The organism is Pseudomonas sp. DR48, from assembly GCF_019823085.1.
GTDB lineage: Bacteria > Pseudomonadota > Gammaproteobacteria > Pseudomonadales > Pseudomonadaceae > Aquipseudomonas.
On sequence record NZ_CP081946.1, the window covers coordinates 5,096,920 to 5,119,834 of the forward strand.

Annotated in this window: 19 protein-coding genes; 16 read left to right on the forward strand and 3 right to left on the reverse strand. The window is 59.8% G+C overall.

The genetic code is table 11. The features are described 5' to 3' along the window. Positions 1-16 precede the first annotated feature (16 nt). The 16 genes from K5K95_RS23210 (at position 17) to K5K95_RS23285 (ending at position 20,738) form a co-directional block, all read left to right on the forward strand. Positions 17-1,090: an ABC transporter substrate-binding protein gene (locus K5K95_RS23210; protein WP_222586296.1), complete on the forward strand. Its 1,074-nt coding sequence runs from the start codon at positions 17-19 to the stop codon at positions 1,088-1,090. Beyond that, positions 1,077-2,075 carry an ABC transporter permease gene (locus K5K95_RS23215; RefSeq protein ID WP_222586297.1) on the forward strand — a complete coding sequence of 333 codons (999 nt, stop codon included), beginning with the start codon at positions 1,077-1,079 and terminating at the stop codon, positions 2,073-2,075. The genes K5K95_RS23210 and K5K95_RS23215 overlap by 14 nt, the downstream gene beginning before the upstream one ends. After that, complete coding sequence (locus K5K95_RS23220; RefSeq protein WP_222586298.1) at positions 2,069-2,863, forward strand: ABC transporter ATP-binding protein; 795 nt, start codon at positions 2,069-2,071, stop codon at positions 2,861-2,863. Before K5K95_RS23215 ends, K5K95_RS23220 begins: the two co-directional genes overlap by 7 nt. Before the next feature lie 67 nt (positions 2,864-2,930). Beyond that, entirely contained in the window at positions 2,931-5,201 is a 2,271-nt protein-coding gene (locus tag K5K95_RS23225; RefSeq protein ID WP_222586299.1) for a molybdopterin guanine dinucleotide-containing S/N-oxide reductase, read from the forward strand. A gap of 28 nt (positions 5,202-5,229) precedes the next feature. After that, the gene (locus K5K95_RS23230; RefSeq protein ID WP_222586300.1) at positions 5,230-5,814 is read left to right on the forward strand and encodes a histidine phosphatase family protein; all 585 of its coding nucleotides are present in this window, start codon (positions 5,230-5,232) and stop codon (positions 5,812-5,814) included. Positions 5,815-5,951: 137 nt separating this feature from the next. Continuing rightward, a complete protein-coding gene (locus tag K5K95_RS23235; RefSeq protein ID WP_222586301.1) occupies positions 5,952-7,310 on the forward strand; it encodes an LLM class flavin-dependent oxidoreductase in 1,359 nt (452 codons plus the stop codon). Next, positions 7,311-8,120, forward strand: coding sequence for an NADPH-dependent oxidoreductase (locus K5K95_RS23240; RefSeq protein ID WP_222586302.1), 810 nt, complete (start codon positions 7,311-7,313; stop codon positions 8,118-8,120). 40 nt (positions 8,121-8,160) lie between these two features. Beyond that, on the forward strand, positions 8,161-9,564 hold the full coding sequence (locus K5K95_RS23245; protein ID WP_222586303.1) for an MFS transporter: 1,404 nt from the start codon (positions 8,161-8,163) through the stop codon (positions 9,562-9,564). 371 nt (positions 9,565-9,935) lie between these two features. Continuing rightward, positions 9,936-10,769 (forward strand): class II aldolase/adducin family protein, encoded by an 834-nt coding sequence (locus K5K95_RS23250; RefSeq protein WP_222586304.1) that lies wholly within the window; start codon positions 9,936-9,938, stop codon positions 10,767-10,769. A gap of 10 nt (positions 10,770-10,779) precedes the next feature. After that, positions 10,780-11,739, forward strand: a complete 960-nt coding sequence (locus K5K95_RS23255; protein WP_222586305.1) for an ABC transporter substrate-binding protein — start codon at positions 10,780-10,782, stop codon at positions 11,737-11,739. A 6-nt stretch (positions 11,740-11,745) separates the two neighbouring features. After that, complete coding sequence (locus K5K95_RS23260; protein ID WP_222586306.1) at positions 11,746-14,193, forward strand: TonB-dependent receptor plug domain-containing protein; 2,448 nt, start codon at positions 11,746-11,748, stop codon at positions 14,191-14,193. Positions 14,194-14,206: 13 nt separating this feature from the next. Next, positions 14,207-15,574 carry an LLM class flavin-dependent oxidoreductase gene (locus K5K95_RS23265; RefSeq protein ID WP_222586307.1) on the forward strand — a complete coding sequence of 456 codons (1,368 nt, stop codon included), beginning with the start codon at positions 14,207-14,209 and terminating at the stop codon, positions 15,572-15,574. Further along, entirely contained in the window at positions 15,571-17,181 is a 1,611-nt protein-coding gene (locus K5K95_RS23270) for an ABC transporter substrate-binding protein (protein ID WP_261398042.1), read from the forward strand. Before K5K95_RS23265 ends, K5K95_RS23270 begins: the two co-directional genes overlap by 4 nt. A gap of 10 nt (positions 17,182-17,191) precedes the next feature. Then, positions 17,192-18,202, forward strand: a complete 1,011-nt coding sequence (locus K5K95_RS23275) for an ABC transporter permease (protein WP_222586308.1) — start codon at positions 17,192-17,194, stop codon at positions 18,200-18,202. Further along, positions 18,199-19,071, forward strand: a complete 873-nt coding sequence (locus tag K5K95_RS23280) for an ABC transporter permease (RefSeq protein WP_222586309.1) — start codon at positions 18,199-18,201, stop codon at positions 19,069-19,071. The genes K5K95_RS23275 and K5K95_RS23280 overlap by 4 nt, the downstream gene beginning before the upstream one ends. 11 nt (positions 19,072-19,082) lie before the next feature. Next, positions 19,083-20,738 (forward strand): dipeptide ABC transporter ATP-binding protein, encoded by a 1,656-nt coding sequence (locus tag K5K95_RS23285; protein WP_222586310.1) that lies wholly within the window; start codon positions 19,083-19,085, stop codon positions 20,736-20,738. Between the two features lie 57 nt (positions 20,739-20,795). Here K5K95_RS23285 and K5K95_RS23290 read toward each other — a convergent pair whose 3' ends face one another. From K5K95_RS23290 to ehuC, 3 genes are read right to left on the reverse strand one after another with little or no spacing between them, the layout of a single operon-like run. Further along, positions 20,796-21,581: an amino acid ABC transporter ATP-binding protein gene (locus tag K5K95_RS23290; RefSeq protein WP_222586311.1), complete on the reverse strand. Its 786-nt coding sequence runs from the start codon at positions 21,579-21,581 to the stop codon at positions 20,796-20,798. Then, positions 21,574-22,224: an ectoine/hydroxyectoine ABC transporter permease subunit EhuD gene (ehuD, locus tag K5K95_RS23295; protein WP_222586312.1), complete on the reverse strand. Its 651-nt coding sequence runs from the start codon at positions 22,222-22,224 to the stop codon at positions 21,574-21,576. The genes K5K95_RS23290 and ehuD overlap by 8 nt, the downstream gene beginning before the upstream one ends. Beyond that, positions 22,221-22,901: an ectoine/hydroxyectoine ABC transporter permease subunit EhuC gene (gene ehuC / locus K5K95_RS23300; RefSeq protein WP_222586313.1), complete on the reverse strand. Its 681-nt coding sequence runs from the start codon at positions 22,899-22,901 to the stop codon at positions 22,221-22,223. Before ehuC ends, ehuD begins: the two co-directional genes overlap by 4 nt. Positions 22,902-22,915: the final 14 nt, after the last annotated feature.

Here is a 22,915-nt window from a genome sequence, read left to right on the forward strand (position 1 = left end):
CCAAAGGGATATTTGAATGGCTGTTTTCGATCGTTTGACCCGTCGCCACCTGCTGGGGCTGGCCAGTGTTGCCCTGGCGAGTCCGCTGCTGATGTCGTTGCCGCGCTTTAGCCGGGCGGCGGATGAGCACGCCGGCCATGCTGTCGATAGCGCCAGCGAGCCCGCCAACACGGGCGAATTCATTCGTCTGGACGCCCCGCGTGCACTGAAACTGGCGGTCAACCTCAACGCGGTTTGCCTGGCGCCGGTGGTCATCGCCCACGGTCAGGGTTTTTTTAAGAAGCACAACCTCGATGTCGAACTGGTCAACTTTGGCAACTCCACAGAAGTGCTGCTTGAAGCCATCGCCACCGGCAAGGCTGATGCTGGTGTCGGCATGGCGTTGCGCTGGCTCAAGGCGCTGGAGCAGGGCTTCGACGTCAAACTCACCGCTGGCACTCACGGCGGTTGCCTGCGTTTGCTCAGCGCAGTAAACGGCAACGTCCATAAGCTCGAAGACCTCAAGGGCAAGACCATCGGCGTGACCGACATGGCCAGCCCGGACCGTAACTTCTTCTCGATCCTGCTGAAAAAGCACGGCATCGATCCGGTGCGGGATGTGGAATGGCGACTGTACCCGGCCGACCTGCTGGGCACAGCACTGGAGCGCGGTGAAGTGCAGGCAGTCAGCGGCAGTGATCCGTTCATGTATCGCCTGATCAAGACCGGCAAAGCCCAGGAGCTGTCCACCAACCTGGTCGAGGAGTACGCCAACCTCAGCTGCTGCGTCGTCGGCATCACTGGCAAACTGGTGCGCGAGGAAAAGCGCGTGGCCGCAGCCCTGACCCAGGCGATTCTGGAGGCCCACGATTACTCGGTGAAAAACCCCGAGGCCGTGGCCAAGGGCTTCCAGGCCTATGCGCTGAATACTTCCACCGAAGAAGTCGAGGCCATCCTGCACGACCATACCCACGGTCATCACGCCGTCGGCTCGTTGCTGACCAAGGAGATCACCACCTACGTCACCGACCTGAAAACCGTGGAAGTGATCAGTCAGGGTACCGACGCCGGCGAGTTCGCCAAGGAGATCACCGCCGATGTCTTCAGCTGATGTTTCGACGTTGGCCGCATCCGCCCGACCGTGGGTATTCAAGCTTTGGCGCCAAGGCGCGGTCGCAGTGACGGCATGGGTGGTGGTTGCGATGTTGATCAGCTATTGGCCCAATGCCACGCGTGTCTGGCCGATGACCCATGGCCTGGCGAATCTGTGCCTGGCGGTGGCAGCGTTGATCGGGCTGCTGGGCATCATTGGTCACTGGTCGCCCAAGATCGCCGCGCGCACTCGTGCCGCTGGAGCCTGGTTGATCGCGCTACCGATTTTGCTGGGCATCTGGGAACTGCTCACCGCCAAGCTGGGCATGCTTGCAGTGCCATTTTTTGCACCGCCGCAAGCCTTGCTCGCGGTCTACGTTGAAGACTGGCCGCGTCTGGTCGACAGCTTGTGGCATTCGGCATTGTTGCTTGGAAGCGGGTTGGCACTGGGCGCTGCCACCGGGTTTGCGGCAGGGGTGGCCATCGGTTGGTCGAGCAGCATCGGTTATTGGCTGCATCCGGTGTTGCGCATTCTCGGGCCGGTGCCTTCGACGGCGTTGTTGCCACTGTGCTTCTTTCTGTTTCCCAGCAGTTGGAGTGCCAGCGTATTTCTCATTGCTCTGGCGACCTGGTTTCCGGTGACGGTGTTGACGTGGTCGGGTGTGGCCAGTGTCGACAAAGCCTATTACGACGTGGCCCGGACGTTGGGCGCGAAGCAGGGGTTTCTGATTTTCAAAGTGGCGATCCCGGCTGCGTTGCCCCACGTATTTGTCGGTTTGTTCATGGGCCTGGGTGCCTCATTCTCGACCCTGGTGGTTGCGGAGATGATGGGCGTCAAATCCGGCATCGGCTGGTACTTGCAATGGGCTCAGGGGTGGGCGGCCTACGCTAATATGTACGCGGCGTTGTTGGTCATGGCACTGGCCTGTTCGGGGTTGATCTCTGTGCTGTTCCTGATCCGTGACCGGTTACTGGCCTGGCAAAAAGGAGCGATGAAATGGTAGCGCTGGCACCGGCAACAACCGCGACAGCGTCAGCAGGGCTGGCCTTGCGCATTGAGAACCTGAGTCATGGTTTCGCCCTGGACGGTCAGCACTTGCCGGTTCTGGAGCAGGTGTCCCTTGACGTGGCGCCCGGTGAATTCGTTGCGCTGCTAGGACCGTCGGGGTGCGGCAAGTCCACGTTGCTGCGACTGGTGGCGGGGCTGGAACCTGCGGATTCCGGCGCTTTGCTGGCTGATGGCATCCCGATTACCGGTCCGGACCCAAGCCGGGTCGTGGTGTTCCAGGACCCGACGCTGTACCCGTGGCGGCGTGTGTGGGACAACGTTGCCCTTGGCCTGGAAGCCCAGGGTATCCTTAAAGCCCATTCCGCCAAGGTCGATGAGGCACTGGAAAAAGTCGGGCTCAGTCAGTTCTCCCGGGCGTATCCACGGCAATTGTCAGGGGGTATGGCCCAGCGTGTCGCGTTGGCCCGGGCGTTGGTCAACGAACCGCGGCTACTGATTCTCGACGAACCATTAGGCAAGCTGGATTCGCTGACCCGCATTACCATGCAGAAAGAGTTGATCGACTTGTGGCAACGTCAGGGTTACACCGCGCTGCTGGTGACCCATGATGTTGAAGAGGCTTTGCTGCTGGCCAATCGAGTGATCGTATTCAGTGACCGACCGGCAGCGATTAAAGCGCAATTGACCATCGAACGGCCTTATCCGCGTCATCGCGACGATCCTTATCTGGTGGATCTGAGACGCCAGATCATGGGGTTGCTGGGGCTCGGCGAAAGCTGGTGATAATGGGGGCGGGAGCGAGCAAGCCCGCTCCCATATGTGATCTGCTGGGTGTAACTGGGGGGGTGCCATGAGTTTCACTTCGCTGCATTGGGGCGCGTACCGTCCGCAGGTTGTCGACGGAAAGCTGCATGCGATGGTGCCTGTTGAATGGGACTCTGATCCGTCGCCCATCGGGGCGTCGATTCCCGAGGCCATTACTTCGCTAACGCGGATAATGCGGCCGGCGGTGCGCCGCAGTTACCTCGCCGAGCCTGGATCTCACCCCGAGCGGCGCGGTCAGGAACCCTTCGTCGAAGTGTCGTGGGAGGTTGCGCTGGACTTGGTCGCCCGGGAACTGAAACGGGTCAAGAGCGAGCATGGCAACCAGGCGATTTTCGGCGGCAGCTACGGTTGGGGCAGTGCCGGACGCTTCCATCACGCCCAGAGTCAGTTGCATCGCTTCCTCAATCTGTTCGGTGGCTACGTGTTCAGCATGGACAGCTACAGCCTTGGCGCCGGGCGGGTGCTGATGCCACATATCGTCGGCAACATGGATTGGTTGCTGGCCGCGCATACCTCATGGAAAAACCTGGCGCAGCATTGCGAGTTGTTCGTCGCTTTCGGTGGCCTGCCTGCGAAAAACGCCCAGACCAGCCCCGGCGGGGCCAGTGATCACCTGCTGTCCCGGGCACTCGAAAAGATGTCCGAGGCCGGCGTGCAGTTCGTCAACGTCAGTCCCTTGCGCGAAGACCTGGCAGGGCCGACAAATATTCAATGGTTACCGGTGCGCCCCGGCAGCGACACGGCGCTGATGATGGCGTTGTCTTACGTGTTGGTCAGTGAGGGTTTGCACCATGAGGACTTCGTCCGGCGCTACACGGTCGGCTATGAGCGGTTTCGCCAATACCTGCTCGGTCATGTCGATGGCCAGCCCAAAGACCCGTTATGGGCGCAGGCCCTGACAGACATCCCGGCACCGCAAATCATCGACTTGGCACGGCGCATGGCCTGCAAGCGCACCATGATCAACATTGCCTACTCCTTGCAGCGAGCGGTGAACGGCGAACAGCCGTTCTGGATGACGGTGACACTGGCCGCGCTGCTTGGGCAGATCGGCCTGCCGGGCGGTGGTTTCGGCCTCGGCTATGGCTGCATGAACAACACGGGTAGCGGTCGCAAAGCGTTTTCCGGACCGCGCTTTTCCCAAGGGGTCAATCCGGTCAGGGACTTCATTCCGGTGGCGCGGGTGACCGACATGCTGCTTAATCCGGGAGCCCCGTTCGACTACAACGGCAAGCAGATGCATTACCCGGACATACGTCTGGTCTATTGGGCGGGGGGTAACATTTTTCACCACCATCAAGACCTCAACCGTCTGCTGGAGGCCTGGAAGCGGCCGCAAACCATCGTTGTCCATGAGCAGTTCTGGACTGCCCAGGCCAAGTATTCGGATATCGTGCTGCCGGCCACGACGGCCCTGGAACGCAACGATATCGGCAGCTCCGCGTCGGACCGCTTCATGATCGCAATGAAGCAGGCGATCAAGCCGGTGGGCGAATCCCGGGACGACTATTCGATTCTGGCCGATGTCGCCGAGCGTCTGGAGTTCGGCGAGTCATTCACCGAAGGTCGTGACGCCGAGGCGTGGCTGCGTTTTACCTATGACGAGTCCCGGGGCAGGGCGCAGGAACAGGGAATTGAGCTGCCGGACTACGACGCGTTCTGGCGAGATGGCCTGTTCGAAATTGCCTACCCCGATACCGATACGGTATTGCTCAAAGCCTTCCGCGAAGACCCGGAGGCCAATCCGCTGCCGACGCCTTCGGGACGGATCGAAATCTTCTGCGAACGCATCGCGAGTTTTGGCTACGCCGATTGCCCCGGTCACCCGGTGTGGCTGGACAAACCTGTGGCGCAGTACCCGTTGCAACTGCTGTCGAACCAACCGAAAACCCGTTTGCACAGCCAATACGATCATGGCGCCTACAGCCGCTCCTCGAAAATCCAGCAGCGTGAGCCCTTGACCCTCAATACTGCGGACGCGCACGCCCGGGGCATTGTCAATGGCGACGTGGTCAAGGTATTCAACGAGCGCGGGGCGTTTCTGGCCGGGGTGATTGTCTCGGATGGAATCCGCCCGGGTGTGGTGCAGATCGCCACGGGGGCCTGGTTCGATCCGTTGGTGAAAGGTGAGCGAAACAGCCTGGATAAACACGGCAACCCGAACATGGTCACCGCTGATATCGGTTCATCAAGTCTGTCCCAGGGCTGCTCGGCGCAAACCGCCTCGGTGGACATTGTGAAGTGGAATCAGGCGTTGCCGCCCGTAACGGCTTTCGAGCCACCGTCGATGACTTAACTGTTGCCACTCTTGGAGCGAAAGATCAATGCAGCTATATGTTGTTCGCCACGGCGAAACCGAGGCCAATGCAAAAGGTCGCTATCAAGGCTCGCTGGATGCGCAACTCAACGAAAACGGAGTCGTGCAGGCAATGGTGTTGAGGACGAAGCTACCTGCGCATATTGACAGTGTTGTGGCCTCTCCACTACGCAGGGCTCAGCAAACGGCTCGAATCATCTTTGTCGATGGTTTACTGACGGTGCGTACGCTGGACGCGTTTCGAGAGCGAAGCGTTGGCGTATTCGAAGGACTGACACAACACGAAGCGCGAGAGCGCTATCCCGAGTTGTGGGTGCAAAACATCACTCGACGGTGGGCATTGGCTCCTACGGACGGAGAGTCCATCGAGCAAGTCTTTGAACGCATCAGGGCAGGGTTAAACGAGCTTCTGGCTGCCAATGCACATCAGGTCGTCGTGCTGGTTGCCCACGGTTTTGTCGCCAAGGTCATCCGCGCGTTGGTTCGGCGGGATCTTTCGGACTTCTTTGACTGGCAATTGCGCAATGGAGAGGTACTGTCCCTACAGATCGACGCCAAGGTAGTCGCGCTGTGTGGCGTTGATATGCGCTAGAAGAATAATAAATTAGTACAAGATCATTGTTTTTCATAATTAGGATAGATCAACAAAGCATTTCACAAGCGTATTTCCAACGCATAAGGTCATCCTCCAAAGGCTAGCTATGCTGCCATCTCCGGGGGAAAATCCAGATGTCTACTTCACCACGACAACTCAAATTCGGCGCCATTCTCACTGGCGTCGGTACCGCTCAGAACGAATGGCTGCACCCGGAGATACCCGGTGATGCGAGCATCGATATCGACTGGTATCGCCAGCAGGCCCAACAAGCGGAGGCGGCAAAGTTTGACTTGATCTTCATTGTCGACAGCCCTTACATCACCCCGGAATCGGCCCCGCATTTTCTCAATCGCCTGGAACCCCTGACGCTGTTATCCGCCGTCGCCGGGGCAACGTCGAAGATCGGTCTGGTCGCCACATTGACGACGTCCTATACCGAGCCGTTCAACGTCGCTCGACAATTCGCCTCGCTGGATCTGATCAGCAGGGGTCGGGCCGGCTGGAATGTGGTCACCACAGGGCTTGAAGGTGCCGCGGGGAATTTCGGGCGCGAGCAGCACATTGATCACACCGAGCGCTATCGCCGGGCCGGCGAACATCTGCAAGTGGTGCAAGGGTTGTGGGACTCGTACGAAGACGACGCTTTTGTGCGAGACAAGCAGAGCGGAGTCTTTCTCGACCCGCAACGTCAACATCGTCTCGATCACCAAGGCGAATTTTTTTCCGTTACCGGGCCGCTGAATATCGCTCGTTCGCCCCAAGGCCAACCGGTGATTTTCCAGGCCGGTATTTCAGAATCCGGGCGCAACCTGGCGGCAAACTTCGCCGAGGGAATCTTTGCCGGCGTGGATAATTTTGAGGATGCCCGCGCCTACTACGCCGACATCAAACAACGCACCGCCGCCGCCGAACGCAACCCCGATCACGTCACCATCCTGCCAGGCATCGCCCCGATCATTGCCGATACCGACGAGCAGGCCCAGGCCATCGACCGCGAGCGCCATGGCGAACTGGATTTGCATAAGGCTTTGGTGCAACTGGGGCGCCCGTTCAACTATCACGACTTTACCCAATATCCGCTCGACGAACCGTTCCCGCAGCTGGGTGATTTGGGCAGCAACGGTTATCGCGGTCATGCCGAACACATCAAGCGTGTCGCGCGTGATCAAGGGTTGACGCTGCGCCAGGCCGCCTGGCGGTTTGCCGCACCGTTTTCGAATTTTGTCGGCTCGCCGAAGACCGTTGCCGATGAGATAGAGCGCTGGTTTGTCGAAGGAGCCGTTGATGGTTTCAACATCCGCGTAGGCGCACCGGGGGAATTTGCTCGCTTCACCGACGAAGTCTTGCCGCTGCTGCGTGAGCGCGGCTTGTTCCGCAGCGAGTACAGCCACAGCACATTGCGTGGTCATCTGGGCTTGCCGGTGCCGGTCAATCGCCACAGCGCTGCGCGAGTTGCGCAAACAGAAACCTTGCAAGCGGTGGGTGCATAGATGTCTTCGTCCTTGAATTATCGCTACCGACACAGCGAGTTGCCGCAAGGCGCGCCGTGGAATGAAATCATCGAGTCGCTCGTGCAGCACCGCAGTGTGCGCAGCTATCTGGATAAGCCACTGCCGGAAGGGACGTTGAACGTGTTAGTGGCGGCTGCGCAATCGGCGGCCACCTCTTCCAACCTGCAAGCCTGGAGCCTGGTGGCGATCGAGGATCCAGCACGCAAGGCGCGGCTGGCCGAACTTGCCGGTCACCAGGCGCATATCCGTCAGGCACCGCTGTTCCTGGTCTGGCTGGCGGATCTGTCGCGTATCGAGCGTCAGGCCGAACGGCGCGAAATCGAGCTCGGCGCTCCGGCCTATCTCGATAGCCTGCTGGTCAGCAGCATCGACGCTGCGCTGGCGGCGCAAAATGCCGTGGTGGCGTTGGAATCCCTGGGGTTGGGCAGTGTGTACATCGGCGCACTGCGAAATAACCTCGCGGCCGTCATCGACGAATTACAGCTGCCACCGCTGGTTTTTCCGGTCTTCGGCTTGTGTGTCGGCTATGCCGACCCGGCACACCCGAGCGTCGTCAAACCGCGACTGCCGCAACAGGTCGTGCTACACCGCGAAACTTACGGGCAGTCTGTGGAGCAGCAGTTGATCGAAGACTATGACCAGCACATCGCAACCTTTTATCGAGAGCAGGGACTGAGCACGCCCAGTTGGTCGCAGCAGGCCGTCGAACGCTTGCGCAGCATCAAAACGTTGAACGGGCGTGAACATATCAGCGCAGTGCTCAAGGGGCAGCGTTTCGAACAAAAATGATGCGGTGGCCTGATCACCTTTACCTATGTGAGCACTATGCATGTCGGCAAGTCGGCCTTTCGATTATCGGGTGCCGGCGATTGCCGGTTGTGCGTTATTCATGGAGTTACTGGATGCCACGGCGGTCCTGACTGCATTGCCGCAAATGGCCGCGGACTTTGGCGAGCCTGCCTTGCGGATGAATCTGGTGGTCTCGTTGTACCTGTTGGCGGCAGCGGTGTTCGTGCCTGCCAGTGGTTGGGCGGCGGATCGCTTTGGCCCACGGCGGGTGTTTCTGGCCGCCATTGCGTTGTTTACGCTGGCCTCCCTGGCGTGCGCCTTGTCCGGTTCATTGCTGCAACTGTCATTGGCGCGTCTGGCCCAAGGGGCGGGCGGGGCGATGATGGTGCCGGTGGGGCAAGTGATACTGCTGCGCTGGTCTTCGAGAGACAACCTGCTTCGGGCCATGGCCTTTCTGACCGCGCCGGCATTGCTGGGGCCGGTGATCGGGCCGCCGCTGGGCGGTCTGCTGGTGACCTATGTCTCCTGGCACTGGATCTTTTTCATCAATCTGCCGATTGGCCTGTTGGGACTGTGGCTGGTATGGCGATTCATTCCAGACTATCCGGCAGGCGAGGCGGGCAGGCTCGATGGCAAGGGGCTGCTGCTCAGCGCTGGTGGCTTGGCCTGTCTGGTGTTCGCGTTTGAAGCCCTCGGCCATGGGTTGCTGGCGCCGTTGCCGATTGGAGTGCTGCTGATCGTCGGCCTGGGATTCGCCTGGCTGTACGTTGTCCATGCGCGACGCTGCGAGCGGCCACTGATCGACCTGACATTACTGCGCATCCCGACATTTTCCATCGCCATCTGGGGCGGCAATCTGTTCCGATTGGGCAGCGGTGCCTTGCCGTTTTTGCTGGTGCTGTTGTTTCAACTCGGTTTTGGTCTGAGCCCGCTGTCCGCAGGGCTACTGACGTTTGCCGGCGGGGCCGGGGCGCTGGCGATCAAGTTCCTGGCGGCGTCCATTGTCCAGCGTTTCGGCTTCCGCCAGACGCTGGTCGGCAACGCAGTGCTGGGAGGGTTGTCAGTGGCCGTCTGCTCGACATTTCGGGCCGATACGCCGTATTGGCTGGTCATTGGCTTGCTGTTTGTCGGAGGGCTGGCGCGTTCGCTGCAGATGAGCACTCTCGGCGCGTTGACCTATGCCGATGTGCCGTCAGCACTGTCGAGTCGGGCCAGCAGTCTGGCGGCGATGTCCATGCAATTGAGCCTGAGTTTTTCGGTGGGGCTGGCTGCGACGATTTTGGGGCTGGTACAGCGCTGGCGCGGCCATCGGCAAGTGACGGTCGACGACATCACGCTGGTGATGCTGTTCAGTGGGCTTGTCTGTGGTTTTTCGCTGTTGCTCTTTCGCCGTTTACGCGGAGGCGCGGGGGCAGGGTTGTATACGTCGGCTGATCCAAAATGAAATGCAAATTACTGATAACGAAGTTAATAAATATTAAATAAACTAATTATTAACTTATAACTACAAAGCCTTTTACAGGCGATTCTTAGACGAATATCTTTTACTTCAGAGGTCTTCCTCTGAGAGTAACTCGACCCGACCCCTCGCACGGTGGAGGAGAGCATTAAGCCTGACCCATCTGCGAGGACTTCCTGATCATGACTACCTGACCTTAATCCTGTCGCTGTGCGCGTGGCTCCTAACGGATGGCCTGACGCCAGTCCCCGCAAAAAAACCATCACGATCTCGATGCCGGCAGCGCCCGAGCCACGGTTTCGTTCGCCTTTGAAAAAACTGCACGCAATCCGAGTGCCTGATCAGGGTCTACCCGAATGAGCAATGAAAAGCGTTTTCCCCAAACCATCTACACGCTGCCTTCCGACAACAATCGCCTGACCCTGGGGAGCGTCCCCCGACATGACGATCCATTGCTGGAGCGTCTGCATCGCAAGCAACGCCTCGCCGCGGCTTACCGGTTGTTTGCCCGTTTTGGCTATGAAGTCGGCGTTGCCGGGCATTTCACCGCTCGCGACCCGATCCATCCTGAGCAGTACTGGATCAACCCACTCGGCGTGCCGTTCTCGCAAATAACGGTTTCCCATCTGCTGCGTGTCGATGGCAATGGTCAGGTGGTGGAGGGCGATGGCTTGCTCAACACCAGTGCCCTTGAACTTCACCATGATTTGCAGCAGGCACGCCCGGAAGTCGTCGGCATTGCTCACCTGCATGCATTCCACGGTCGGGTGTGGTCGTCGCTGGGGCGTTTGTTCGACCCGATTACCGCCGAAGCCGGGGCCTTTCAAGACGACCAGGTGTTGTTTCGCCGCCACGACTTGCGCACGGCCAGCGGCGCCTTGGAACAGGACCGGAACATTGTCAGCCAGGCGTTCGTCGAGACCTTTGCCGATAATAATTTATTGGTCTGGCAGAACCACGGCCTGTGGGTCACCGGGGAGTCGGTGGAAAGTGCTGCCTGGCGATTTATCCTCGCTGAAGACACGGCACGCGCTCATCTGTTGGCGCACTCGGCAGGAGTGCCGCTGTTACCGCAGGCAGACTTGCTTGAAGGTGGAAAAGACAAGGCTCGTCATGAGTTTTTCGGTTGGCTCAACTTCCTGCCGTTGTGGGATCTGATCCGCACCGAAGAACCTGACCTGCTCGACTGAGGGGCTGACCATGCTCTCGCTCTCTCGTCGCACATTGCTGCTTGCCACCGGCGTCCTGGCTGCCGGAACGCTGCTCGACGCCCAGGCTTCGCCAGCGCCTTTACGGGTCTGGCGCTACAAAGGCTCGGCGGCGTCATTTCTTGTCGATGCCGGGCAGGCGGACACGCCTTACCCCGTGGAATGGGTGGATATTGGTGGCGGCAATCTGGTGCTCGAGGCCCTGAGAAGCGGGGATCTGGATTATGCATTCATGAGCGAGATCCCACCGATTTTCGCTTCGATTGCCAAGGTGCCGTTGGCGTTGATCGCGGTCTACAAGGGCGATAACAACGACAGTGGCATCGTGGTCAAGAAAGGCTCCGGGATCCGCAGCATTGCCGACCTGAGGGGCAAGACCATCAGTTATGTGCGGGCCACCAATACTCATTACTTCGTACTCAACATGCTGCGCCAGAACGGTTTGTCCCTGGCTGATGTACAGGCGGTGCCGTTGCCGATGCAGGATGCCTTGACCGCGTTTCGCAATGGCCACATCGACGCGTTGGCGACCGGCGGAATCAGTGCCTTGCAAGCCGCCAGCCAAATGGATGGCGAGTTACTGGAAAACGTCAGCCGCTACTACTCCGGCAATTACGTCATCGCCACCACTGAACAAGTGCTCGCCGATCCCTCGCGCCGCAGCCAGATCGGCGACTTTTTGCAGCGCGAGAAGGCCACTTGGGAGTGGGTCAACGGCCATCCCGAACGCTGGGCACAACGCAGTGAAGCGCTGACCGGTATCGACCGCGCGCTGTACCTGCATCAGTTCCGGCAGCGTAGCCAGTTGGCACGCCTTATCGGTATCGATGACACCGCCATTGCCTCGCAGCAACAGGTTGCAGACCTGTTCTACGAGAACCGCTTGATCAGCCAAAGCGTCGATGTCCGACCGTTATGGCGCAACGACTTCTCTCATCTTTTGAACAGTTGATCTCACATGAAATCGAACCCTTGTGTTTCGAAGCTGCAACTTGCCCCCTTGGCGTTTGCAGGTTTCGCGTTACTGCCGGTCCATGCAGCCACCACCGATGACACCCTCGATACGGTCATCGTCACCGGCTCCCGCGGCAGCGAGGCGCGCACGGTCACCAGCAGCCCATCGCCCATCGACGTTATCAGCGCACAGCAACTGGAAAAAACCGGCGCCAACAGCCTGCGCACGGCTTTGCAGAGGACTTTGCCGTCATTTTCGCAACGCCCTTCGGGGTCCTCCAACGACAGCATCGCCAGGCCTTACAGTTTGCGCGGCCTGAACGGCTCCAATGTGCTGGTGCTGGTCAATGGCAAGCGCCGTCACAATAGTGCGGTCGTCAACCTCGATTCAACGGCGGCCTACGGCACCAACCCGGTCGATCTGGACATGATCCCGATCAGCGCCATCGACCATATCGAGGTACTGCGTGATGGTGCTTCGGCGCAGTACGGCTCAGATGCGATTGCCGGGGTGATCAACATCATCCTCAAGCAGAACGACAGTGGCGGCTCGGTGAGCACCTCTTATGGCGAGTACACCAAGGGTGATGGTGGCACTATCCGCCAGACGCTGAACAAGGGTTTCGAACTGCCCAATGAGGGCTTCTTCAACTTTGCCCTGGACGCCAAGTCCCAGCAGACCGCCGTTCGCGCGCGCGACGCAACCGGTGCGTTCTACTACCGGCAACCCGATGGTTCGGCCGACCCGCGCGAGGCGACGGCCGACAAGGACGTGCAGAAAAACGGTTTGCCGAAAATCAAGGCGCTGGGGGTGGCCTACAACGCCGAACTGCCCCTGGATAATGTCACCCTTTACTCATTCTCGACCTTGACCAAGCGCGATGCGCGGGGCGGGCAGAACTTCCGCCGACCCAATTCCACCAACATCATCCCCGAGATCTACCCCGACGGTACGGCGCCGTTCTACACCCTCGAGGAAACGGATTACCAGGTTGCCGGAGGTGCCAAGGGCCTGGTGGCCGACTGGAGCTGGGACTTGAGCTCGACCTTTGGCCGCGACAAGGGGCAGGCCGGTGCCGACGAAACCCTCAACGCCTCCCTGGGGCCTTCGAGCCCGACCCACTTCGACAGCTACACCAATTACTTTGACCAGTGGACCAACAATCTCGACCTGACCCGTGCGTTCGAAGTCGGCTTGGCCAAGCCATTACAAGTGTCCGCAGGCCTTGAGCACCGGCATGAACGCTACAAGACCGAGTCAGATGATCCGCTGTCGTACATCAATGGCGGCTACATCTACCCCAGTGGTCCTTTACGCGGCCAGCCAGCGGCAGTCGGGGCTCAGGGCGCGATTACCCTGACCCCGGAAGACGCCGGTCAAGCCAGTCGCAACAGCTACGCGACGTATGCCGATCTGGGGATCAACCTGACCGAGAAATTCTATGTCGGCCTGGCGGGTCGCTTTGAGAGCTATGACGACAGTTCCGGCAACACCAGTAGCGGCAAGCTGTCGCTGCGCTATGACTTCACGCCTGAGTTCGCTATCCGAGGCACCTTGAGCAACGGGTTCCGTGCCCCGTCGTTGTCGCAATCGGTGTATGCCCAAACGGCTAACCAATACACCCTCGTCAATGGTGTCGCACAGTTTGTGGAAGCCAAATCGGTGCGCGTTGACTCACCGTTAGCCCAAGCGTTGGGTGCTGAGGATCTGAAGCCGGAGAAGTCGCGCAACATCAGCGTTGGCTTCGCCTACAAGCCGCTGCCCGAAGCCAGCATCACCCTCGATGCTTATCAGATCGAAATCAGGGACCGCATCGCCCAGACCGGTTTTCTGTTTGGCAACGGTGTCGACCAGATCCTCCAGGCCAATGGCTTCCGGCCTGGTTACCGGGTGAAGTACTTCACCAACGCGGCGGACACCACCACCCGTGGTGTGGACCTGGTCACCGACTACCGTGTCGATTACGGCGCGTTGGGCAACGTCAAATACGGAGTGGGCTTCAACTACAACAAAACCGAAATCGACAGCATCAAGTCGACACCGGCCGCGCTCACCGCTGCTGGCAGCAACCTGGTGTTGTTCGATCGGGTGGCCCAAGGTTATCTGACGGTCGCCAACCCCAAGACCAAGCTGATCCTCAGTGCCAACTGGAAAATCGACAAGTTCGATATCAACGCCTCCCTCAACCGTTACGACAAAGTCATCGCCCGGGATGTGAACCCCGATTTTGACGTCACCTATGGTGCCAAATGGCTCACTGACCTGGAGGTCGCCTATGACGTGACCAAAAGTCTGAACCTGGCCGTGGGGGCCAACAACCTGCTCAACGTCAAGGCCGATAACAACGCTTACCCCAACGGCGATACCAACGGCTTTCCGAAGTTCGGCAGCATCTCGCCGTTCGATCCTTACGGCGGCTTTTGGTACACCCGCGTGACCTACAACTTCTGATGAGGACGCCAACATGAGCCAACGTGACAGACAGATCATCCTCGGCGCCTTCATTCCCAGCGCCGGCATACAAGGCGCCGCGTGGCGTGACCCCGCGGCTGCCAACGATTCATTCCGCGATTTCGAACACTACCGCTGGATTGCCGAAAAACTTGAAGCCGCGCGCTTTCATGCGTTGTTCTTCAACGACACCGTGAGTGTCGATCTCGATCCATTAGCACTCGCCAGCGGTCCCAACAGTGTGCGCTGGGACCCATTGGTGTTGCTGCCAGCGCTGGCGTTGGCGACGCGTCATATCGGATTGATCGCCACGGCCAGCACCACCTATAACGAGCCCTTCAACATCGCCCGCAAGTTTGCTTCCATCGATCATCTGAGTGGCGGTCGGGCAGGATGGAACCTGGTGACATCGCTGGGCGGCGGGGAAAATTTCAACCTCGATGCACACATCAAGCACGCTGATCGCTATGAGCGTGCCGAGGAGTTCTACGATGTGGTCACTGGCCTCTGGGACAGTTGGCAGGACGATGCCTTTGTCCAGGACAAGGCATCCGGTCGCTGGCTCGACGTGGACAAATTGCATGTGCTCAATCACCACGGCAAGTACTTCCAGGTCCAGGGACCGCTGAATGCCGCGCGCCCTGTGCAGGGTTATCCGGTGATTGCCCAGGCGGGCTCATCCGACTCGGGCAAGCGACTGGCGGCGAGGGCCGGGGAGTTGATCTTTACCGCCCAGCATACGGTTGAGCAGGGGCAGGCCTTTTATCGCGAAATCAAGCAGAGCGCCCAGCGTCTGGGGCGCAATCCCGAACATCTGAAGGTGCTTCCGGGCGTCTCAACAGTCGTTGGCCGAACCCAGGCCGAGGCCCAGGCCAAATACGACCGGTTGCAGGAATTGCAGGACCCGAAAGCCTTTCTCAGTTCGATCTCGCGCTTTACCAGTTTGGGTTTCGACTTGTCTGAACTGCCGTTCGACTCGCTGGTGCCATTGCCCCCCGAGCAGTTCGACACCAACACCCATAAGAGCCGGCAGAAGCTGGTGTTCGACCTGATCCGCCGGGAGCGTCCTACGGTGCGCGAGCTGTTCAACAAACTCACCGCCGGTGGCCATCGGATTTTGATCGGCACCCCACAAAGCATTGCCGACGATTTTCAGGAGTGGTTCGAGAATGGTGCCGCGGACGGTTTCAATGTGATGTTCTCGGGCCTGCAGCAGGGCATTGGCGATTTTGTCGATGGCGTGGTGCCTGAACTGCAACGCCGCGGGCTGTTCCGGCGTGATTATCAGGGCAAAACCTTGCGTGAAAACCTCGGCTTGCCCTACATCGAAAACCGCCACTGCGTCCAGAACCTGCAGCCACTGAAAGAGGCTGAATCATGAGTGAGCGGTACAAGATGACGAAGCGGTTGCGCTGGCTGTCTCTGAGTGCGCCGCTGCTGGCGCTGCTGCTGGGGGCTTGCGGCGATCCGCAGAGCAACAAGACCGGCGCGGTTGCCGCCAAACCGCAAAACGGTGGCACGCTTCGGGTCGCGCTGGAGGGTGATCCACAGTGTGTCGACCCACAGCAGGCGGGGAATAACACCGCGCTCAATGTCGGGCGGCAACTGGTCGACTCTCTGACCGATCAGGACCCGCTCAATGGCGCAATCGTACCGTGGCTGGCGCAGCGCTGGGAGATCGATCCGGACTCTCGACGTTTCACCTTTACCTTGCGCAAAGGCGTGACCTTCAGCGACGGCACGGTGCTTGATGCGGCGGCGGTAAAAGCCAACTTCGAAGGCATCGTCGCCCTTGGCGCGCGCTCGATCCTGGGCTCAACCTATCTGGCCGGGCTCAAGCACATCGAGACACCCGACAGCCAGACCGTTGTGGTCGAATTCGAGCAGCCAAACGCGCAGTTCCTCCAGGCGACGTCAACCATGACGTTGGGCCTGCTGTCGCGCACGACCCTCGGTCTGATGGCAGGTGACCGTTGCCAAGGCCAGTTGATCGGCTCGGGTCCCTTCACCTTGAAATCCTTTGTGCACAATCAGGGCGTATCGCTGCATCGGCGCGATGACTATGACTGGGCGTCATCGTTAGCTGGCCATACGGGCAAGGCTTGGCTGGACGGCATCGAATTCCTGATCGTTCCCGAGTCAGGGGTGCGTTTGGGGAGCCTGGCGTCTGGCCAGATCGATGTGAACACCGGGGTGGCCCCACAAGACGAGCAAAGCATCGAAAGCCAGGGCCTGGTGCTTTTGACCCGAGCCAATCCTGGGGTGGTGTACAACCTGGCGCTGAACGAATCGACGGCGCTTTTCGCCGATATCAAGGTGCGGCAGGCGCTGAGCAAAGCGATTGATCGAGCCGAACTGCAAAGCATTATTTCCAGCTATCAGAAACCCGCCAGTGCGTTGCTGGCCAGCAGCACGCCGTTGTATCGGGACTTCTCCAGCCTTTTGACCTACGACCCGGATGGCGCCCGACGGCTGCTCGATGAAGCTGGTTGGCAGACGGGTGCGGATGGGGTGCGCAGTAAAGATGGCCAGCGCCTGTCATTTCGACTCGACTACTGGCAGCCGACACCGATTCTCGAACTGGTTCAACAACAATTGAAACGAGTGGGGATTGACCTGCGCCTGAACAAGTCGACCTTGAGCCAGGTCACCGCGCTACAGGCGAGTGGCGACTTCAGTCTGCGCTTTCTCAATCTGACCAGAGCCGATCCTGATGTCTTGCGCACTCTGTTCGATGCGGCGGGTTACAACATCAACCAACGGCAACCAGGCGAAGTGGATCGACTGTTACGCGAGTCCGCCGAGACCCTGAGCGGCGCCAAACGCCAGAGCTTGATCGATCAGGCCAGCGAGTTGCTTTTACGCGATGGGCATGCGATTGCGCTGGTTGAACTGGCGACGATCCTGGCCCACGGCAATACAGTTCATGGCCTGCACTATGAAGCCTCGTCGCGGTTGCAGTTTTTCGACACCTGGTTGCAGCCATGAGGGCCGGACGATGAGTGAATCCATAGGGCGTGCGAGCCCGGCTGCGAGACGCCGTCGCGGTCCGGGTATCAGGCACTATCTGTTGTCGCGCACCTGGCAGGCCGTGTTGGTGCTGTGGGCAGCGTTCAGCCTGTCGTTCCTGATTCTCTATGCGCTGCCCAGCGACCCGGTGAGCATCATGCTCAATCAGAGTGGCGAGCAGAGCACGGTAAATCAGCAGCAGGTCGCCGCGTTGCGTGCGCAATATCATCTTGATGAGCCGCTGGTGGTTCAGTACGGGATTGCCCTGTGGCACGCGGTGCAGCTGGATTTTGGCCATTCGATCCAGAGTGGCCAGCCAGTTTCCGGGGCGTTGGCCCAAGCGCTGCCGAAAACTGCCGCGCTGACCATTCTGTCTCTGTTAGTGGCGTTGGTGTCCGGTATTGGGCTGGCGTTGGGGGCAAGCCTGACGCGCCGTGCCTGGTTGTGCGATTTGTTGCTCGGGCTGCCTGCCATCGGGGTGTCGGTGCCGACCTTCTGGGTCGGGTTACTGCTGTTGCAGTGGTTTTCCTTTGGCTGGCACTGGTTCCCGGCGATGGGTAATCAGGGATTGGCCTCGTTGGTGCTGCCAGCCCTGACGCTGGCCATTCCCACCGGCGCGGTGATCGCTCAAGTGCTGGCACGCTCATTGGCCGCGACCTGGCGTCAGCCTTTCGTCGATGCATTGCGGGCCAAGGGGCTGAGCCCGCTGCGTCTGTTGCTGGTGCACGTGCTGCATAACGCGGTGATCCCCATTCTGAGTCTGTCCGGGGTGATCGTCGGTTCGCTGCTGGCCGGTTCGGTGGTCACGGAAACCGTATTTTCCCGCGAAGGCGTCGGACGGCTGGCACAAGCCGCCGTCAGCACGCAGGACATCCCCATGGTCCAGGGCGTGGTGCTGCTGGCGGCGCTGATCTTTATTGTCGTCAATCTGCTGGTCGACCTGTTGTACCCGCTGCTGGACCCGCGTATCCGCGCTTGCGCGACAGGAGCCAGAGGATGAGCGACGGATTGATTAATGCGCTGCCCGCTACGCGCCAATCGCAAAGGCACTTGGGCTGGCAAGCCACCTTGCTGCGAACGCTGCGCCGACGACCGTTGTTGCCATTGGGGCTGTTGGTCTTGTTGCTGGTATTGGGCTGGGCGCTTTGGCCTCACCTGTTCAGTCGCTTTGATCCCTTGCTGGGCGTGCCGGCCCACGCGTTACAGGGGCCTTCTCTGGAGCACTGGTTTGGCACCGATCATCTGGGTCGCGATCTGTACAGCCGCACCGTACACGGCTCGGCGCTGTCGTTGCGCGCGACGCTGCTGGCCGTGGTGATCGCCTTGTTCAGTGGCATGGTGCTGGGTGTTTTGGCCGGTTTTTTCAGGGGCTGGGTCGACGCCATATTGATGCGCCTGGTGGAAATACTGATGGCGATTCCAGCGTTGCTGCTGGCCATGGCGGTGATCACCGTCCTGGGCTTCGGCACCTTGAACATTGCCCTGGCGGTTGGCTTGTCTTCGGTTGCAACGTTCGTGCGGCTGGTCAGGGGCGAAGTGCTGCGCTGGAACGCCAGCACCTTTGTCGAAGCTGCGTCGGCCTGCGGTGTCGGGCCGTGGACCATTATCGTCAGGCACATCCTGCCCCATGCGACCGCACCGGTGCTGGCCTTGGCGGCCCTGGAGTTTGGCAGCGCGGTGCTGGCGGTGTCGGCATTGAGCTTTCTCGGGTTCGGCGCGCCACCGCCGCAGCCGGAATGGGGGTTGCTGGTTTCTGAAGGGCGCAATTACATGATTTCTGCCTGGTGGTACACCAGTTTGCCGGGGTTGGTGGTGGCTGCCGTGGTGGTGTCGGCCAACCAGTTGGCCAGGGCTCTACAAGATGAATAGGGAGTACGGAGATGAGTTTGCAACAGGAACACTTGCTGGAAGTGCGTGGCCTGCGCATTGCTTATCAGGGCAGCGAAGGGCCGATCGAGGGGGTGGCCGGCCTCGATTTTCAACTGCAGCCCGGCGAGATCCTGGCGATTGTCGGCGAGTCCGGTTCGGGAAAATCGACCCTGGCTGCGGCGCTGGTGGGTTTACTGCCCGCCAATGCGCAGATCGAGGCCGGCAGTATCCGCTTGGCGGGTCAGGAAATAACGCAAGTCAGCGAGCGCCAGTGGCAATCAATTCGCGGGCACGGTATCGGCTTTGTGCCTCAGGATCCCGGCTTGTCACTCGACCCGGTCAAGCGTATCGGCAGCCAATTGATTGAAGCATTGACCTTGCACGGCGTGCCGAAACCCCTCGCTCGCCAACGTAGCCTGGAACTGCTGCGTGAAGTCGGTCTGGCGGAGGTGGAGCGCGTCTCGCGCGGCTATCCCCATCAGCTCTCGGGCGGTATGCGTCAGCGCGTATTGATTGCCATCGCTCTGGCTAACGACCCGCCGCTGATTATTGCAGATGAGCCCACCAGTGCGCTGGATGTCGGGGTGCAGCGGCAGATTCTTGATCGCTTGCAGGCATTGGCCCGGGAGCGCGGGACGGCTGTTTTGCTGATTACCCATGACCTGGGTGTGGCGCTGGATCGAGCCGATCGGTTGCTGGTGATGCACCAGGGGCGAATCGTCGAGTCCGGTGATGCCCGGCGGATTTTCCAGGCGCCGCAACACGCCTACACGCAACAGCTGCTCAACGCCGCACCGAGTCTGACCGTGCAACAACGGCGGACGTCGGCGAGCGTGCCGCAGGTCGATGGCAAGCCTGCGACGTTACTGGTGGTGAAGAACCTGAGCAAAGATTTCTCCACCTGGCGCAACCCTGGGCCGGCGGCGGTCGATGGGGTTTCCTTCCATTTGCCGCGACATGGCACTACCAGCCTGGTGGGTGAGTCGGGCTCGGGAAAGTCCACCACTGCGCGGTTGATCCTTGGTCTGGAGCGCCCCGACATGGGTAGCGTCTTGTTCGATGGTCAGGACATTACCCAGGTTTCAAAGCGTGAGTGGCTGGCCCTGCGTCGACGGATTCAGGTGGTCTATCAAAACCCTTACGCATCGCTCAATCCGCGTCTGAGCCTTGAACAAATTATCTGCGAGCCAATGCAAGCTTTCGCAGTAGGGGATGCGGCCTGGCGACGCAAACAAGCGGCGATCCTGTTGGAGCAAGTGGAGCTGCCAGCCCGTTTGCTGGGCAGTTGTCCCACTGAACTGTCCGGAGGACAGCGTCAGCGCGTGGCAATTGCCCGAGCGCTGGCGCTGGAGCCTGAACTGTTGGTGCTCGATGAGCCGTTATCGGCGTTGGATGCTTCGGTTCAAGGACAGATTCTGAAGCTGCTTGGGGAGCTGCAAACAAGGCTCGGTCTGAGTTACCTGTTCATCTCCCACGATCTGGCCGTGGTCCGGGAGATATCCAATCAGGTGGTGGTGATGCAGGCGGGGCGGGTCGTCGAGCAGGGCGCCTGCGAGCAGATCTTTCAGTCTCCGGCCAGCGAATACACGCGCAGTCTGCTAACGGATATCCCGGGACAGGGCTATTCAAAAGCCCCTGTCCAGCGGCAAATGCTACCGACCGCTTGAACGGGTTTCAGTCGGACTTGGGAGTTGGAGAGGTGATCGAGCAGCCGTGATCAATGATTAACGTTGCTCAACCAGGTTCAGAAAGCGTCGGGTCCGCTCGTTATCAGGATTAACCAATATTTGCCTGGGTGTGCCATCGGCGACAATTTTCCCTGCCTCCATAAACAGCACTCGATCAGCGATGTCTTGAGCGAACTTCATTTCATGGGTCACCAACAACATCGTCATTTGCTGTTCATGGGCGATGGCGCGGATGACCGCCAACACCTCGCCGACCAGTTCCGGGTCCAGCGCCGAGGTGACTTCGTCGAACAGCATGACTTGCGGGCGCATTGCCAGGGCTCGGGCAATCGCCACGCGTTGCTGTTGGCCACCTGACAGTTGGCTCGGGAACGCGTCAGCCTTGTGGCTTAATCCGACCAAACCCAGGTATTGCTCTGCGCGGGCGTTGGCTTCTTCGCGGCTCAGTTTCAGCACCCGGAAAGGTGCCTCGGTAATGTTTTCCTGAACCGTCAAATGCGGGAACAGGTTGAAATGCTGGAAAACCATGCCCACGCGATGCACCACGGGCGCTCTTCTGGCACTTGGCCAACGCCAGTGCTTGACAGGAATCGGGGCGCCGGCCACTTCTATGCTGCCGTGCTGATAGCTTTCGAGCCCTTTGATCAAGCGCAGCACCGTGGATTTCCCTGAACCGCTCGGGCCGATCAAAGCGACTTTCTGCCCTTGGGGGATACTCAGGTCGAGGTGATCGATAATCCGGGTGCTGCCAAAGCTTTTCACCACTTGCTTGAGCGAAATTTGCACCGGCGCAAGGCTCTGGGTGTGGGTGAGATCAGTCATGGCTGCGCCTTTCGAGGTGTTTGAAGAACAGGGACGTCGGCACGCTGATCGCCAGGAACATCAGGGCCATGACGGTATAGGGTTCGTTGTAGCGGTAGGTCATGCCCGCGATTTGCTTGGCCGCCTGGAACAGCTCCGGGATGGTGATCACAGCCAGCAGCGGGGTTTCCTTGAACATGCCGATCAGATAGTTGCCGAGGATCGGCAGCATCGGTTTCAGCGCCTGGGGCAGGACGATCCTTTGCCAGGTCGTCGCCGTATCGAAATCCAGCGCCCTGGCGGCTTCCCATTGCCCGGCCGGCACGCCTTCGATGGCGCCCCGGTAGGCCTCGGCGATGTAGGCGCTGTAATAAAGCCCCAGGCCGATGACACCGGTGGAGATCGCTGGCAGGGTGATCCCCGCCAGCGGAAAGGCAAAGAACAGCACATACAACTGGACCATCAACGGCGTGTTGCGAAAGAAGCTCAGGTAGCCGGTGCTTGCGGCATGAACGATGGTAATCCGGGAGCGCTGGGCAATCGCCAACAGCAACCCCAACAACACTGCGAGCATAAAGCCGAGCACCACCACCTGGATGGTAACCAGCAGGCCGCGACACAGATCCGGCAGGATTGACCAGGCAAAGGCGTAGTCGAAGTTCATGATGGGCTCACCTGACGCCATGCCGTGACATGTCGCTCATAACGCCGGACCAACCAGCTCAGCGGCCAGGCCATGACGAAATAGCACACCAGGACGATGCTCCAGATCAGCGTCTGTTGTCCCAGGGTGGTCACCAATTGTCCGCCGGAAAACGTCAGGTCGCTCAGGGTAATCAAGGACACCAGAGAGGTGGTTTTCATCAGCTCCACCAGTTGATTACCCAGCGGCGGTAGCATGAACGGTAGGGCCTGGGGCAACAGAATTCGGCGAAACGCGGTCACTGGCCCAAAGTCCAGCGCTCGAAATGCATCGCGCTGCCCTCGGCTGACGTTGATCAGTGCCGAGCGCACTATTTCCGAGCCATAGGCGGAAAAGGTAAGGCCCAGGCCGATGACGCCGGTGGTCATGGGTGACAGGCTGATACCGAACAACGGCAAAATGAAAAACAGGTAGAACAGCAGGACCAGGGCAGAGATGCCGCGCAACACTTCGACGTACACCGTGGCGATCCAGCGCAGGCTCCGCGAGGGTGATAGGCGCATCAGCGCGATGATGAACGACATCAGCAACACCACCAGTTCTGCGAGGAAGGTGATTTCCAGTGTCGTCAGTGCCCCCGTTGCGAGCTGCCGGGCAATGAAGGTAGCGGTCTCTATCGTGGAAGATTCGAAAAACATGGCCTGTGCTCGTG